This is a genomic window from Collinsella aerofaciens, assembly GCF_025289055.1.
GTDB lineage: Bacteria > Actinomycetota > Coriobacteriia > Coriobacteriales > Coriobacteriaceae > Collinsella.
On the sequence record NZ_JAESIQ010000014.1, the window covers coordinates 53,832 to 67,889 of the forward strand.

Below are 14,058 nucleotides of genomic sequence, written 5' to 3' on the forward strand. Positions count from 1 at the left end.
TAAGTAAAAATCGATCTCTATATACCACATCCGAGTTGACTGTCTATTTTCCGAAACAACTTGTTCCGGATAGCATTTTTAATGCCCTTCCAAGGCGAAACTGAAGCTTTTTTCGCGCCCAAAACTCTAGCTCGCGCGACCGTTTTCCACCCGCACGACTACATTCCCGCCCAATCGATAAAAATCTCCTCACGAAGCCGCCGTGCGAGCTCCTGCTGCCGCGGCGTCTTGTCTTTCAACGGCACATCTAGATAGGACATGATGAGCTCCATCACCACGCGGAAGGCATCGGAGTCGGCCAGCTGACCATAAGTCATCAGAACGACGGGATATCCCATCGCTTGCAGGGCAGTCGTTCGATCGGAGTCCGCGATCTTGGATTCTATGGATCCGTGAATAGCTTTACCTTGGCATTCAACAAGGCACTCTCGGCTGCCGTCCTTATTTGCCAGCAGGATATCGGCATAGCGCCTATCAAGTCCCGAAATCAGGCGGGCGCTGCGCGTCATACGAATCTCAACGTTATTGGTAAGGCGCAGCCCTTCGCCGCCGCGCAACCTCGAAAGACCAAACAGCATCGAAGCCTGGACCTCGAGCGGCGATGCCGCCACCCCCGTAATGCACTTCGCGGCTCGTATGAACGATTTAGCGCCGCGGAGCCCCCGGATCTTATCGACGTACTCTGTAAGCTCAGAGAGCTCGATCAAGGGCGGTCGTTTCCACAAGTCCGTTGGATTCCCCGAGACATCCTTTACGTTTTCCCAGCCCAACCGTGCATCGCCCCACTGGCCCCCATATGCCTGCACAAGTGCCGACTTTACCTGAGGCGCAATCTTGCACACGGCAAAGGTGCCGCACATCTCATACATGCACATGATTAGGCGCTCGTTTGAGACCGAGGAAGCCAGGGTCAGCAGAGTAAAGAGCGGAGACGCGACATCGAGGCCAAACTCTGTCTGCTGCACGGAGCCAAACGGCCTCTCCCCGTTCCAAACATGCCTGACAATGCGATCGCCCTTACGTCCGCAGCTGCCCTGTGCCAAAACATGCAACGGAGCGCCCAGGAAATGCGTGACGAGTGGATGCTCGCAAAGGCGCTCCCTGCGCGGATCGTCCGCAGAATCGGGCAGGTCCGGCATTATCGCCAAGACCTGTGGAGGTATACGGTGATACCGAAAGGCAGATATGTCGCACAGCATGTCGTCCATAACGGCAACGTACCCACTGCGCCGTTTGTGAACCTGCTCGGACGGCAAACGCACCGGCTCGGCCTGCGAACGGCAAATGCTGCTGCGCGCACGTCACGGATCTCTCGGGAGGCTTACAATCGGTTTGGAAAGCAGACTGATTGTGAGGTTGCATATGGTTGATGAGGACTTTGCCTGGCGGCTTGCGCAGGAGCTTGTGCGGATCGACAGCTCAGACCCGGGCGCGTATGAGGATGAAATTGAGCGGTATATCAAAACGCTGGTTGAGGCTCAGCTGGAGCGGTTGAGTCATCCGGCGCTCCATGCCGTGCAGATTGAGGAGCTCGAAGTACTCCCCGGACGCCGCAACCTTATGGTCACCGTGCCCGGTTTGAGCGACGAGCCACGGCTCGTCTACATCTGCCACATGGATACCGTCACCTTGGGCGACGGCTGGGACGCAGGCATTCCGCCGCTCGGAGCAATCGTGCATGACGATAAACTCTATGGCCGCGGTGCTTGCGATATGAAGGGTGGCCTGGCCTGCGCCATTGCCGCACTGGTCCACACGCTCGAGCGCGTAGCGGCGGATGGCGCGCTGCCCCGCCGCGGCTTTTCGCTCATCTGCTCGGTCGACGAGGAGGACTTTATGCGCGGCTCCGAGGCGGCCATCGATGCCGGCTGGATCGGCTCGCGCGAATGGGTGCTGGACACCGAGCCCACCGATGGACAAATTCAGGTGGCGCACAAGGGACGCGCATGGTTCGAGATTGAGATGACCGGCGTCACGGCACACGCGAGCCAGCCTTGGAAGGGCGCGGATGCCGTCGCCGCCATGGCAGAGGTCGTGTGTTCGCTTCGCCGCGCGTTTGCCGCGCTGCCCGTGCATGATGAGTTGGGGCCATCGACCATCACGTTTGGACAGATCGAGGGTGGCTACCGTCCCTATGTCGTGCCCGACCACGCCAAGGTCTGGGTCGACATGCGCCTGACCCCGCCAACCGAAACGGCCGCCGCGACGCGCATGGTAGAGCAGGCCATCGCCGTCGCCGAAGCCGCCGTTCCCGGTTGCCGCGGCAGCTACGTCGTGACAGGCGACCGCCCCGCCATCGAGCGCGACCCGGGCTCTCCCCTTCTGGCGGCACTCAAACATGCCGCCGACAGCGTGACGGACGTGGACACGACCGTCGGCTTCTTTACCGGCTACACCGACACCGCCGTCATTGCCGGCAAGACGGGTAACCGCAACTGTATGAGCTACGGCCCCGGGTCGCTCGCGCTCGCGCACAAGCCCAACGAATATGTGCTCCACGCCGATATCGTTCGCTGCCAAAACGTGCTCATCGCGCTTGCCGACAACACGCTCTGGGACGTAAACGGCCAAGTTGAGGCATAATAAGCCGCGAACAAACCGATTCGCGCGTTAGGACCGTCCATGAAAGCACTTCCGTTTCCCTGCATCCGACCGGCTCAGGACCGCGTGCTCGATGCGCTGCCGCAGATGGGCGGTATCCTGAGCGGCAACGACGCCCTACGCGGCGCCATCGCCGACGGCCTGATGCTCAAGGATCCAGGCGCGGCGTATTACGTGTACGAATGCTCGGGCGAGCCGGGTCACGTGACGGGTGTCGTGGCGATTTGCCCGGTTAACGTGCTGACGGGCAGCGACGCGGCTGTCGCCGAGAACGTCGACGCACTCGCCGCTGCGCACGCGATCGCCGAGCTCAAGGTGCAGCCGCGCCCCGTGTCGCTCGCCTACGAAGCCTCGCCCGTCATGGATATCATCCTCGGCGCCGCCAAAGAGGGCGCTTCGCTCTATGCCGTCACCGACCCCGCCGGCATTACGCACCGTGTGTGGGAGGTCAAGCGCGAGGACGCCGTCGGGGCCATCCGCGCTATGCTCGACCAAGCACCGGAGCCGGCACTGGCCGACGACCCCGCCTACGCCGCCGCTCTGACCGGGGCGTCGCAGCTGCTAACCGATGAGGCCCGTGCTGCCGGAACGTACACCGGCAAGGAGCCGTTCAACTTTACCGTGGCTGCGTTATTCCCCGCCGCGCAGGTCGCCGGCGGCGCACCGCAGGTCCCGACGGGCCTGCTCACTCACCAGATCTCGCGGTTCTAGCGGACTCAAACGCGAAGCTGAAAAACCCGGCATCCAAACAAACAAGGGGCGGAGATGCAGCAAATGCATGCATCTCCGCCCCTTTCGCATCAAACAATTACGCCGGCAAACCGCGCCGCAACACCAGCATTATCCACGCTGCGGACCCGCTGCCGCCACGAGCGGCTCTAGCCCCAACTCGCGCGCGTAGTCTTCCTGCGTAAAGATCTCAACCAGGTCAAACGTATCGGTCGCATCATCAAACACGAAGTGCAGCACCGAGCAGTTGCCCGGCACGCGGTCGCGCTCGTCTGCCGCCGCGCCCTTCACGTGATCCATAAACTCCTTGATAGCCGAGCCGTGGCTCACCGCGAGCACGCACGTATGGTCCGGATGCTGCATAAGCTCGGTCAACGTCGCCACCATGCGCTCGCGCACTTGCATCTGGCCCTCGCCGCCAAACTGGCAATAGAAGTCGCGCCACGGGCGCTCGGGCATGAGCATCACGCGCTCGGCCTCAAAGTCGCCAAAGAACCACTCACGCAGGCCGTCCAGGCGCTCGTACGCCAAGCCCGGCCACAAGTTGGCGATAGTCTGCTCGGTGCGATGAAGTGTGGAGGTGTAGGCATGATCGGGCTCAATGCCGCGCGCACGCAAAAACATGCCGGCACGCGCCGCCTGGTCGCATCCCAGCTGCGTAAGCGGCGAGTCACTCCAGCCCTGAATAATGCGCTTGAGGTTAAATATCGTCTGGCCATGACGGACCAGATACAGGTCTTTATTCATAGGGGGGTCCTTTCGTTTGTTACCAATCCAAGAGCGAAAACGCCCCGTCGCAATAGCCAAAATGAAGCACGGCACCGTTGTCGGGTTGCTCTCCCCCGCCGGTCACGCATCTAAGAAACTCCTGGCAGGCTGAGCCGTGGGAGACGGCCAACACGCAGTCGTGCCGGGGTCGGGACATGATGCGGGACAGTGCCGCGACCATACGTGCGCGAAGCTCACTTTCCGACTCGCCACCAAAGGCAACCGGATAATCGCCCCAGGGTTGCGCCGGCATCTCGCGGTTTGATGTACCCTCCAGCGAGCCCAAATGCCACTCGCGCAGGTCGTCGACCAGCTCTATCGAACGGGCCTCACCAGCAATTAGCTCAGCCGTACGCCGCGCCCGACCCAACGGGGAGGAATACACATGGTCAAAGGTCACGCCGCGGTCCTCGAACGCCGCGCGCGTCGCCAGCGCTTGCTCGCGCCCGCGCGCCGTAAGCGGCGAATCGTGCCAGCCCTGCAAAATGTTCTTCACATTGAGCTCAGTCTGCCCATGCCGCACCAAATACAGATCGGCCACACGCCCTCCCCTCGCATCACCACGAAGGAGACGGGCGCCTTTGTGGTGGTTTTGCCGCCGATCGCACCGCAACGATGCGTAACTACAGCAGCACGTCGGCAAGCGGACGCTTGGGCACGTGATGCACCTGCGCCTCATCGCGCCAGTAATTGATAGAGCCATCCGGGTTGGAGTCGATCGCATCGATCACCTGCGTCTCGGCTGGCACGCCAAAAGCCATGATCAACTTGAGCTCGTATCTGTCGTTATCGAGCCCCATGGCGTCGATCGCGCGGGGCGTAAAGGCCTTGAACATGCAGGCCGCCACCTCGGGCGTGGCGCTGCGAGCGGCGAGCATCATCGTCTGGGCGGCAATGCCGGTGTCGACTTCGGTGATGGGCGCGGCGGGCTTACCCGGAACAGCGCGCTCGGCAAGAATCGCAATGTAACCGGTCGGGCGCTCGCCCTCATCGGGACCCGACCAATCCTTGAGCGCACCGGCCCAGGCGAGCTCATCAAATACGCGCGCGCAGTCCTCTGCACCGCTCACCACATGAAAACGCAGGCGCTGAGCGTTGGCGCCGCAAGGGGCCAGGTGTGCCAGCTCCGCCAGCTCGAGCAAAAACTCGCGCGGCACGCGCATGGACTCATCAAAACGGCGGCACGTGCGGGCGCGGCGGACCAGCGCGTCAAACGTGTCCAGGCCAAGCTTTTCGCAACCCTGTTTTGCCATCGACTCAGCGCTTACCGGCGCCGCGGGAACTGTTTCGTTCATAGGGACCCCTCAATAAAAGCCAATTGTTCTTAAGAAAATCTAACCTAAAACGTAGGCAATAACGAACAGAGCTGCAATGTTCTACATCTGTTGAATATCCCACATCCAAACGGGAACAAAGATAACAATTCGGGAAGGTGAGGCTCCCATTCGCCCTTTCCGCCCCACGCGACAGCGCCCTTGGGCGATACTGGTTGCAAGAGCTACGGCTTACGCCGCACGAAAGGAGACATCATGGGCATCTTTAAGAACGATGACAAGCAATCGAGCGCGTTTGGATTTGACGAGAAAAGCATGGCAGGCAAGGCCGTCAAGGCCGTGCGCTGGATTTACGCCATCACGGGCGTCTTGGCACTCGTCGCCGGCATCGCACTGCTGTTTGCGCCCGCCAAGTCCCTCGTCTTCCTAACGACCGTCTTGGGCATCTACTTTGTGATCACGGCCGCGATCAGGCTGTTTACCGCTGTTTTCGAGCCGCTGCTGCCCACCGGCTGGCGCGTGACGAGTATCATCGCCAACCTGCTCATCATTCTGGGCGGCGTCATAATCCTGCGCAACCAGGCCTTCTCGACCGCGACGCTCACCACGCTTGTAGTGGTCGTCGCCGGCTTTGGCTGGATTGTTGAGGGCATCATGTCGATTCTGGAATCCGAGCTTTCCGCCAACCGCGCCCTCGCCATCCTGAGCGGCGCACTCTCCATCATCGCGGGCATGTTCGTGTTTATCTATCCGCTGTGGTCGGCCAAGATGCTCGTCATCTTTAGCGGTGCCGCACTGCTGGTGTTTGGCGTGACGCTGATTGTTCGCGCCATTCAATTTGGCAAACTGGTGCGCTAGATGCCAAAGACGCTTTTTATTGATGCCGACGCCTGCCCGGTCACACGCGAGTCGATTGACTGCGCGCGGAGGGCGGGCGTCGCCGTCGTTATCGCCGGCAACAGCACGCAAAACCTGGAGCGCCACATTCGCCGCGACGACCCGCGCGATGCCGAGCACGCGCGTCGGGGCTTTTGGGTCACGACGCTCGATGTGAGTGTGGGAGCCGATAGTGCCGACTTTGCCATTGTCGAGCGCCTGCAGGCTGGCGACGTGGTCGTGACACAAGACATAGGCCTGGCAAGCATGGTGCTCGGACGCGATGCCGCCGCCATCGGCGTGCGCGGGCGCGTCTACGATAAGGCGACCATCGACATGCAACTATTTATTCGCCACGAGGAAAAGAAGGTGCGCCGCGCCGGGGGACGCACCCGCGGTCCGGCAGCCTTCACCAGCGAGGACCGATCCCGCTTTAAACGCAACCTCACCGAGCTGCTACACTAACCAAGGCAGATTTTTGGGATATGCCCGGAAATCTGCCTTTTTGTTTTGAGCGGCGTGAACGCTCAGGATCCATGGCTCAACAAAAAACGGGCTTCAAAATGCCATGCGTCGCCGCATTGCGCCGGCGCCGAGCATGGCTATTTTGAAGCCCGTTTTGCTAGGCCTGCTTAGAGGCCGAAGGCGGAGAGGATGAGTCCCCAGCCGGCGCCGATGACGTACATCATGACCAGGAACACGGCATTTTCGCGAGCGCTGCGGTTGGTGCGGAACAGGACTAGGTAGCCCACGCCGGCGGAAATGAGCGTGCCGGCGAGCATCGGCGCCAGCTGCAGCGCACCTTCGAGGTACAACTGCGTAATAACGACGCTAGCAGAGCAGTTGGGGATCAGACCGACAAGCGCCGAGCCCAGGACGGCGAGCGTCTCATTACCGCGCAGGAACTGCTCGATTGCGGACTCACCAAAGGTCTCGAGGACGGCGACCAGAATCAACGTCACCAGGAAAATGAATACCGACACCTGCACGGTGTGCGAGATCGCGCTGCGGATGATCGACAGGACAGGCGCCCCTTCGTGGGAGTGGTCGTGGCTGTGACCGTGGTGGTGCTCGTGCTCGTCCGCGTGACCATGGTCGTTGCCGTGGTCGTGCCCGTGCTCGTCCTCGTCTTCATCACAGCCGCAATGATCGCGTTCGCACAGCTCGTGAATGTGATCGGCACTTACGCCCGCCTCGGCCACTTCGTCAATGATGTCGCCCCCGGTATGGTCGTCGTGGGCGCAGTTCACATGAGCCGGATTGGCAGCGGTCCCCAGCACGGTACGGCGAATCGCCGCATGCGCGCGGGCGTTACGACGAAGGCCGCGGATAGCAGCATCCACGATAAAGCCCGTGACCAGAGCGATCAGCGCCTTCGAAGCTAGGAGCATTGCCATGGTCTGCACGGGAACTTGCTCGGCGAGCAACAGCGGCAACATCTCGTCGGAGGTCGAGAGGAACACGGCAACCAGCGTGCCCAGCGTCACGACACGGCCGGCGTACAGCGTTGCTGCCATGGCCGAAAATCCGCACTGCGGCACCATGCCCAACAACGATCCGACAACCGGACCCGCGGCTCCGGCGCGCTTGATAGCGCCGTTGACGCGGTCGCCCGCAACGTGCTCAAGGGTTTCAAGAGCCAAATACGTCACCAACAAAAACGGCACCAGCGACAGCGTGTCCTTGCCGGCGTCGAGCAGAATATCAATCAGTAAATCCATGACGGATGGAACCTTTCGTGTCTTTCGGCAGCATTGTAAAAGTCCTAGCGGTCAACTAGGGTATTGTAGTTGTCCCGGGCGTGGTGCCAATAGTTGCCCATGGTAAACTATCATCTCGCCACAACTCAGTAACCCCGAGCCGCGCGACGCGGCCCGTCCAAGGAGCAGCATATGAATGTTTCGCAAGCACTCGAATACGAGCGCCAGCCGTTTATCCCCATGTTTATCTATGGCGATCACGGCGCCATGGAGTCCGAGCGCCAGAAGGGCGAGGAGGCCCTCAAGGTGCTCGAGACCGAGTACTTTACCGCCGAGGGCGACCCCGGCTTCGACTTTGCCACTGTGCGCGACCTGGCCGACCGCAACCGCGACCTGTGCGACCAGATTGGCGAGGCGCGCCTGCGCAACGTGACGCCCGCGACGCTCTCGCGCGGCCTGTCCGACGCCGACACCTGCGCCGCCATCGGCAAGATGCAAAAGCGTACCGCCGCATCGGTCATGCGCGAGATCCGCGGTGACCGCGACGCACTCGGCGTAGCCTATGCCCGCAAGCCCATCCAAGGCACGGTGCTGGGCATCGACATCGAGACCACCGGTCGCGCGCCCGAGCGCGGCTACATCATCAACGTGGGCTGGGAGATCATGGATCTCACCAGCGACGCCGTGCCGCATGACGCCGAGGCGCACTACTGCGGCCTGCCCGACATCTACCGCGGCGAGGATGTGCCGCTATCGAACATCCATCACATCACCTGGGACGACATCGACGGCAAAAAGCCGTTCCGCGAGAACAAGGAGCTGCAGAAGCAGCTGCTCAAGCTCATGAAGAAGTACCCCTATATGGCGCACAATGCCGCCTTCGAGGACAGCTGGTTCAAAATTCATCTGGACGGTTACGCCGAGGCACGCCGCGCAGGCAAGATCATCGTCATCGACTCGCGCCAGATTTGCCGCAGCCTGGACGCCGACGTGCGCTCGCTCCCCCGCGAGTCCGCGCCCGCTGCGCTCGAGAACTGGGCGCGCCGCCGTGGCACCCTCGCCGCCGACGCCAACGAGCAGCACCTGGGCCTCGACGACACCGACCTCATGCTCCGTACCGTCCAAGCCGAGTTCAACCTCAAGAACCTATTTGCCAAGTAGAAACGTCTACGACAAACCACGGCGTAGATCACGAGCGGCCTCGCAGCGGGAACCCCCGCAGCGGGGCCGCCCTACGTTCCATAAGCAGGCCCGCTCTTCACAAATTCTGAACCCTATTTTTTAACTATTTCGGCACTTTCCCGACACGTGATTTGTGCTCGGATGACGATGCATCGATACCAAATGTGCAGCAATTGAGTATTTCTATGCTATAGCCGAGCTGCGAAAACATTTATTTAGGGCGTACCAACCCATAATTGCGTCAAGTTTTTGGACAGCATTTGGTTAGACCTCTAAAACGACTTTTCCGCTCAGCGTCATCAACACGACATTAGCTGACACGATATATACCATGAGTATCGTATTGTCACATACCACGGCAAAAGCGGTCTACCAGGCCGCGCATTCGGTGTCTGCGAAAAACATCGAGTCCTGCAGCCCTGTCGCAATTTACGGATCGTGCCCCACCGGAACGCTCCTCGACGCGGCCACAGAATGGCTTGCCAAACATGATGTTGCCCGCGACGCAAATGAATCCCTCGAGATAATGGTGTTTGATCGCAGGAACGCGCGCTACGCGATGAACTGTCAATGCCACGTTTCGTCAAAGCGATTCTCATGCTCGCGTTTTATAGAGCTAGAAGATGACATCTACATTATTGGCGTTGAGCTTTGTGCACTTCAGGCCGCCACCTATCTCCCTTTTCGCGAACTAGTGGAGTACTACTTTGAACTGTGCGGCGCCTATTCCCTTGGAACCGGTTCTTCTACCTCTTATGCCGAGCGTTTCCCACTTACCTCAACCGAGAGGTTAAAGCAGTTCTTTAATTCCATTACCAGATGCGACGGTTTGGCCCTTGCCCGAAAGGCTATTCAATGTGTACGCGATGGATGCCGCTCTCCCATGGAAACGGCCTTTGTCATGATGCTTACGCTGCCCAAAAGCGAAGGTGGACTTGGTATTAAGGGAATTGAGACCGATTACGAGGTGCAGGTCACCGCCGCCGCAAAAAATCTCACGAGACGCAAAAAGTTCTTTATGGATGCATATCTGAAGAAATCTCGAACAGATATTGAATACAACGGGTTTTATCACGACGCCGAAGAGGACCGCGCTATCGACGAGGAGCGCAAGAATGCGCTTGCGTCCATGGGGTACGGAATCATCACCGTCAGCCGTTATTCCTTTATGCATGCCAGCTCTTTCGTTAGGGTCATGGAGGCAATCCAACGAAAAGAAGGTATACGCCCCTCGCGTCTGCCAAAAGACTTTCAAATCATGCAAGAGGACCTGAGACTGTTTGTGCTCAGAAGGTTTATTGAGGAGAAGAAACGAATCCAGGAGGAGCTTCGCCAGGATTCCGAAGAGCGTCAACGAATCGATCTCGAAAAAGCAATGCTCGAAAGCATCACATTGGACGATCCGACGATTAACGAGGCTCCGGCAATCGATGACATGCAAATCGTCGAACCAGGCAGCCCATCACTCAACCAAACAAGCAGCTTCACGCCCGAGGGCAGGGTCTTCGGGGCCGGAAACTAGGCCGACTAACAAGGTGGGTACCCTAGCGACGTGCAAAATTGCGAGTATTCAGCAGGGTCGGGTGTCCATCACCCTCGAGTGGATCCAAATGTGAAGCGAAATCACTCTTGCGTGAGAACGTTAGGCAACATTTGAGGAAGAACTCATCGGTTTAACACCCTAAGATAGCTCTTGAACTACATTACTTGGCCCGCGATAGATTAACAGACCCCCTATCGTTGCAGAATACTCCAATTTTTGCACGGCGCAGGGGCACCCACCCCGGCATCGCTAATCAAAACCGCTTAGTCCGGGATCTCGTCCGCTTTTCCTCATCATTTTGTACGACGAATTACCTGAACGTTATTGACATATGAACATGCGCTCATATAATCGGAAGCAAGTTATATGAGCGCATGTTCATATGAAAGGATGTTGCAATGAGCGACCACGCTGATGAAACAAAGACTGACATCGAGGCCACCGAACCCGTGATCCCCACCACCTGCTCGCCCGAGGACCTTCCCGACGAGGAGTTGCTGTACGACTTGGCCGACCTGTTCAAGGTCTTCAGCGACACCACGCGCATCAAGATTCTCTATGCCCTCATGGGCCGCGAGCTCTGCGTGGCCGACATCGCCGGGGCGACCGCAACCTCGCAGTCGGCAGTATCGCACCAGCTGCGCACGCTTAAGCAGTCGCACCTGGTCAAGTTCCGCCGCGACGGCCGCAACATCCTCTACTCGCTTGCCGACGATCATGTCTACACCATGCTCAACCAGGGCATGAGCCATATCTGCGAATAGCAACCAACCACGGTATCAACGCGACCGGCACCCAGGTCGCCAACACAGAGAAAGGAACCCACCATGAAAAAGCAGTTTAAGCTCGACGAGATCGACTGCGCCAACTGTGCGCGCGAGCTTCAGGACGAGCTGGCCAAACTCGAGGGCGTCAAATCCGTGTCCGTCAACTTTATGACCCAGAAATTGACGCTCGAGGCCGACGACGCCGAGTTCGAGGAGGTCCTCGACCGTGTCGTGGAGTTCACCGCCGACGCCGAGCCGGACTGCGAGATCATTCTCTAGCCTGCGCATACGCTGACCCGCAAGGCCGCGCTTGCCGCGGCCTTTGCTCGCGAAATTATATGAGCGAGTGTTCATACATTCAAATGGGAGGATACGAGTCATGGTCACCGCCGACCCCAAAAAGAAAAAGAAGAAGCGCAAGAAAAAAGAGTCACTCGAGCATAAGCGCAACCGCATCCTGGTAGCGCTGGGCATTTTTGCCGTGGTGTACGCCCTCGATGAGCTCGGTGCCCTCACCGCCGCATTCGGCACCCCGGACGACATCTACGCCAGCTTTGTGATGTTCCTCGTGCCGTTTTTGATTGCCGGCTACGACGTGCTCCAAAAGGCATACAACAACATCCGCCGCGGCAAGGCCTTCGACGAGAGCTTCCTTATGGCAGTCGCAACCATCGGCGCGTTTGCCATGGTGCTCTTCCCCGATACCGACCCGCACATGGCCGAAGGCGCCGCCGTCATGCTGTTCTACCAGGTCGGCGAGCTGTTCCAGGCATATGCCGTGGGCAAAAGCCGCAAGTCAATCAGCGCCATGATGGACATCGCGCCCGACTACGCTAACGTCGAGCAAGCCGACGGCACACTCGAACAGGTCTTTCCCGATGACATCGCCGTCGGCACCGTGATCGTGGTCAAGCCCGGCGAGCGCGTGCCTATCGACGGCGTCATCGTCGAGGGCGAAACCCAGCTCGACACCGCCGCGCTCACGGGCGAGTCAGTCCCCCGCCCCGCCAAGTCCGGCGACGATATCATCAGCGGCTGCATCAACATGACGGGCCTCATCCACGTGCGCACCACCAAGCCCTTTGGCGAGTCCACCGTCGCGCGCGTCCTGGAGCTCGTGGAGAATGCCAGCGAAAAGAAGGCACGCACCGAGAACTTCATCACACGCTTCGCCCGCGTCTACACCCCCGCCGTCACCGGCGCGGCCGCGGTGCTCGCCCTTGGCGGCGGCCTGGTCACCGGTGCCTGGTCCGACTGGATTCTGCGCGGCCTGACTTTCCTGGTCGTCAGCTGCCCGTGCGCGCTCGTGATCAGCGTGCCGCTGAGCTTCTTTGGCGGCATCGGCGGCGCCTCCAAGCTGGGCGTTCTCATCAAGGGTTCTAACTACCTCGAGACGCTCGCCGACGTGGACACCGTCGTCTTTGACAAGACAGGCACCCTCACCAACGGCACGTTCTCGGTGGTCGCGGTGCACCCCGAGACTGGCTATACCGAGCAGTCGTTGCTCGAGGTCGCAGCCCTTGCGGAGTCATTCTCGGATCACCCCATCGCGCAGTCCGTGCGCGTCGCCTACCAGGGCGAAGTCGACCCCAAGCGCGTGAGCGACTCCGCCAACGACGCGGGCCACGGCGTGACGGCAACCATCGACGGCAAGCATGTCGTCGTCGGCAACGCCAAGATGCTCGCCGCGGCCGGCGTTGAAGCGCCCGATTGCGAGGTCGTCGGAACGATTCTTCATGTGCTCGTTGACGGCGTGTACGCCGGCCACATCGTGATTGCAGACACCGTTAAGGCCGATGCCGAGCAGACGATCCGCGACCTGCACGCCGCCGGCGTCAAGCGCACCGTTATGCTCACGGGCGACCGCGAGGAAGTGGCTGCTGCGGTGGCCAAGCGGCTCGGCCTCGATGAGTTCCATGCGCAACTGCTGCCGGGCGACAAGGTCGAGCGTGTTGAAGCGCTGCTCGCGGCCGAAAGCGGCAAGGGCAAGCTCGCCTTTGTCGGCGACGGCATCAACGATGCGCCAGTGCTTACGCGCGCCGATGTGGGCATCGCCATGGGCGCTATGGGCTCGGACGCCGCAATTGAGGCGGCGGACGTCGTGCTCATGGATGACAAGCCGTCCAACATCTCCCGCGCGATCCGCGTGGCGCGCAAGACCATGTCGATTGTTTGGCAGAACATCATCTTTGCGCTGGGCATTAAGCTGCTGATCCTTGTGCTGGCAGCGCTGGGCATCGCCAACATGTGGCTTGCCGTGTTCGGCGACGTAGGCGTGGCGATCATCGCCATCCTGAACGCCATGCGCGCGATGGGTGTCAAGAACCTGTAGCTTGCTTGTGGTCCCTCCGGCCGGGGCCGGGCTTGGTTTTGAAAACGTCCTCGCGCATGAGGCCCGTCTTTCCTGCTCCTGCGGAGCAACGGAAAGGCGGGCCTCGCGCTGCGGAGTGTTTTCAAAACCAAGCCCGGCCCCGGCCTGCGGTGACACAGCTGGCGGTTCTTAGGCATCGCTTGCTGGCGGGGTTCCTTGTCTGAGTTGGACTTTGTTGGTCGGGCCTTTGGTCCCGCTCGCTCATATGACCCAATCCGCTGTCAAGAGCCACAATGGCCCCGCCGAC

Annotated in this window: 14 protein-coding genes; 9 read left to right on the forward strand and 5 right to left on the reverse strand. The window is 60.1% G+C overall.

The annotated features are described in order from the left end of the window. Positions 1–158 precede the first annotated feature (158 nt). Positions 159–1,139 carry a hypothetical protein gene (locus JMJ97_RS05570; protein ID WP_260699441.1) on the reverse strand — a complete coding sequence of 327 codons (981 nt, stop codon included), beginning with the start codon at positions 1,137–1,139 and terminating at the stop codon, positions 159–161. A 223-nt stretch (positions 1,140–1,362) separates the two neighbouring features. Here JMJ97_RS05570 and JMJ97_RS05575 point away from each other — a divergent pair, with 223 nt between their 5' ends. Next, positions 1,363–2,583 carry a M20 family metallopeptidase gene (locus JMJ97_RS05575; RefSeq protein WP_260699443.1) on the forward strand — a complete coding sequence of 407 codons (1,221 nt, stop codon included), beginning with the start codon at positions 1,363–1,365 and terminating at the stop codon, positions 2,581–2,583. Positions 2,584–2,622: 39 nt separating this feature from the next. After that, a complete protein-coding gene (locus tag JMJ97_RS05580) occupies positions 2,623–3,312 on the forward strand; it encodes a DUF1015 domain-containing protein (RefSeq protein WP_260699444.1) in 690 nt (229 codons plus the stop codon). A gap of 129 nt (positions 3,313–3,441) precedes the next feature. On the opposite strand, the gene JMJ97_RS05585 is transcribed toward JMJ97_RS05580, so the two are convergent. From JMJ97_RS05585 to JMJ97_RS05595, 3 genes are all read right to left on the reverse strand, one after another. Further along, positions 3,442–4,077 (reverse strand): histidine phosphatase family protein, encoded by a 636-nt coding sequence (locus JMJ97_RS05585; protein WP_260699446.1) that lies wholly within the window; start codon positions 4,075–4,077, stop codon positions 3,442–3,444. Between the two features lie 19 nt (positions 4,078–4,096). After that, on the reverse strand, positions 4,097–4,639 hold the full coding sequence (locus JMJ97_RS05590) for a histidine phosphatase family protein (RefSeq protein WP_260699447.1): 543 nt from the start codon (positions 4,637–4,639) through the stop codon (positions 4,097–4,099). A gap of 82 nt (positions 4,640–4,721) precedes the next feature. Beyond that, complete coding sequence (locus JMJ97_RS05595; protein WP_260699448.1) at positions 4,722–5,393, reverse strand: nitroreductase family protein; 672 nt, start codon at positions 5,391–5,393, stop codon at positions 4,722–4,724. Positions 5,394–5,627: 234 nt separating this feature from the next. On the opposite strand from JMJ97_RS05595, the gene JMJ97_RS05600 reads away from it, so the two are divergent. Together JMJ97_RS05600 and JMJ97_RS05605 are read left to right on the forward strand one after the other, a co-directional pair. After that, positions 5,628–6,230 carry an HdeD family acid-resistance protein gene (locus JMJ97_RS05600; RefSeq protein ID WP_260699449.1) on the forward strand — a complete coding sequence of 201 codons (603 nt, stop codon included), beginning with the start codon at positions 5,628–5,630 and terminating at the stop codon, positions 6,228–6,230. After that, the gene (locus tag JMJ97_RS05605; protein WP_260699450.1) at positions 6,231–6,713 is read left to right on the forward strand and encodes a YaiI/YqxD family protein; all 483 of its coding nucleotides are present in this window, start codon (positions 6,231–6,233) and stop codon (positions 6,711–6,713) included. Positions 6,714–6,880: 167 nt separating this feature from the next. Here the strand turns inward: JMJ97_RS05605 and JMJ97_RS05610 are convergent, their stop codons facing one another. Beyond that, complete coding sequence (locus JMJ97_RS05610) at positions 6,881–7,969, reverse strand: putative manganese transporter (protein WP_260699451.1); 1,089 nt, start codon at positions 7,967–7,969, stop codon at positions 6,881–6,883. A 171-nt stretch (positions 7,970–8,140) separates the two neighbouring features. Here JMJ97_RS05610 and JMJ97_RS05615 point away from each other — a divergent pair, with 171 nt between their 5' ends. The 5 genes from JMJ97_RS05615 (at position 8,141) to JMJ97_RS05635 (ending at position 13,772) form a co-directional block, all read left to right on the forward strand. Next, positions 8,141–9,109, forward strand: a complete 969-nt coding sequence (locus JMJ97_RS05615) for a 3'-5' exonuclease (protein WP_152073679.1) — start codon at positions 8,141–8,143, stop codon at positions 9,107–9,109. A 352-nt stretch (positions 9,110–9,461) separates the two neighbouring features. Next, complete coding sequence (locus tag JMJ97_RS05620; RefSeq protein ID WP_260699452.1) at positions 9,462–10,652, forward strand: hypothetical protein; 1,191 nt, start codon at positions 9,462–9,464, stop codon at positions 10,650–10,652. Positions 10,653–11,071: 419 nt separating this feature from the next. Beyond that, the gene (locus JMJ97_RS05625; protein ID WP_260699454.1) at positions 11,072–11,437 is read left to right on the forward strand and encodes an ArsR/SmtB family transcription factor; all 366 of its coding nucleotides are present in this window, start codon (positions 11,072–11,074) and stop codon (positions 11,435–11,437) included. A 63-nt stretch (positions 11,438–11,500) separates the two neighbouring features. After that, on the forward strand, positions 11,501–11,719 hold the full coding sequence (locus tag JMJ97_RS05630) for a cation transporter (RefSeq protein WP_260699455.1): 219 nt from the start codon (positions 11,501–11,503) through the stop codon (positions 11,717–11,719). Between the two features lie 100 nt (positions 11,720–11,819). Further along, positions 11,820–13,772 (forward strand): heavy metal translocating P-type ATPase, encoded by a 1,953-nt coding sequence (locus JMJ97_RS05635; RefSeq protein WP_260699456.1) that lies wholly within the window; start codon positions 11,820–11,822, stop codon positions 13,770–13,772. Positions 13,773–14,058 lie beyond the last annotated feature (286 nt).

What these genes read in the sequence shown, in the direction of transcription:
- JMJ97_RS05570 (WP_260699441.1), bottom strand. Translation starts at nt 1,139, where the DNA reads ATGCCGGACCTGCCCGATTCTGCGGACGATCCGCGCAGGGAGCGCCTT.
- JMJ97_RS05575 (WP_260699443.1), top strand. Translation starts at nt 1,363, where the DNA reads ATGGTTGATGAGGACTTTGCCTGGCGGCTTGCGCAGGAGCTTGTGCGG.
- JMJ97_RS05580 (WP_260699444.1), top strand. Translation starts at nt 2,623, where the DNA reads ATGAAAGCACTTCCGTTTCCCTGCATCCGACCGGCTCAGGACCGCGTG.
- JMJ97_RS05585 (WP_260699446.1), bottom strand. Translation starts at nt 4,077, where the DNA reads ATGAATAAAGACCTGTATCTGGTCCGTCATGGCCAGACGATATTTAAC.
- JMJ97_RS05595 (WP_260699448.1), bottom strand. Translation starts at nt 5,393, where the DNA reads ATGAACGAAACAGTTCCCGCGGCGCCGGTAAGCGCTGAGTCGATGGCA.
- JMJ97_RS05600 (WP_260699449.1), top strand. Translation starts at nt 5,628, where the DNA reads ATGGGCATCTTTAAGAACGATGACAAGCAATCGAGCGCGTTTGGATTT.
- JMJ97_RS05605 (WP_260699450.1), top strand. Translation starts at nt 6,231, where the DNA reads ATGCCAAAGACGCTTTTTATTGATGCCGACGCCTGCCCGGTCACACGC.
- JMJ97_RS05610 (WP_260699451.1), bottom strand. Translation starts at nt 7,969, where the DNA reads ATGGATTTACTGATTGATATTCTGCTCGACGCCGGCAAGGACACGCTG.
- JMJ97_RS05615 (WP_152073679.1), top strand. Translation starts at nt 8,141, where the DNA reads ATGAATGTTTCGCAAGCACTCGAATACGAGCGCCAGCCGTTTATCCCC.
- JMJ97_RS05620 (WP_260699452.1), top strand. Translation starts at nt 9,462, where the DNA reads ATGAGTATCGTATTGTCACATACCACGGCAAAAGCGGTCTACCAGGCC.
- JMJ97_RS05625 (WP_260699454.1), top strand. Translation starts at nt 11,072, where the DNA reads ATGAGCGACCACGCTGATGAAACAAAGACTGACATCGAGGCCACCGAA.
- JMJ97_RS05630 (WP_260699455.1), top strand. Translation starts at nt 11,501, where the DNA reads ATGAAAAAGCAGTTTAAGCTCGACGAGATCGACTGCGCCAACTGTGCG.
- JMJ97_RS05635 (WP_260699456.1), top strand. Translation starts at nt 11,820, where the DNA reads ATGGTCACCGCCGACCCCAAAAAGAAAAAGAAGAAGCGCAAGAAAAAA.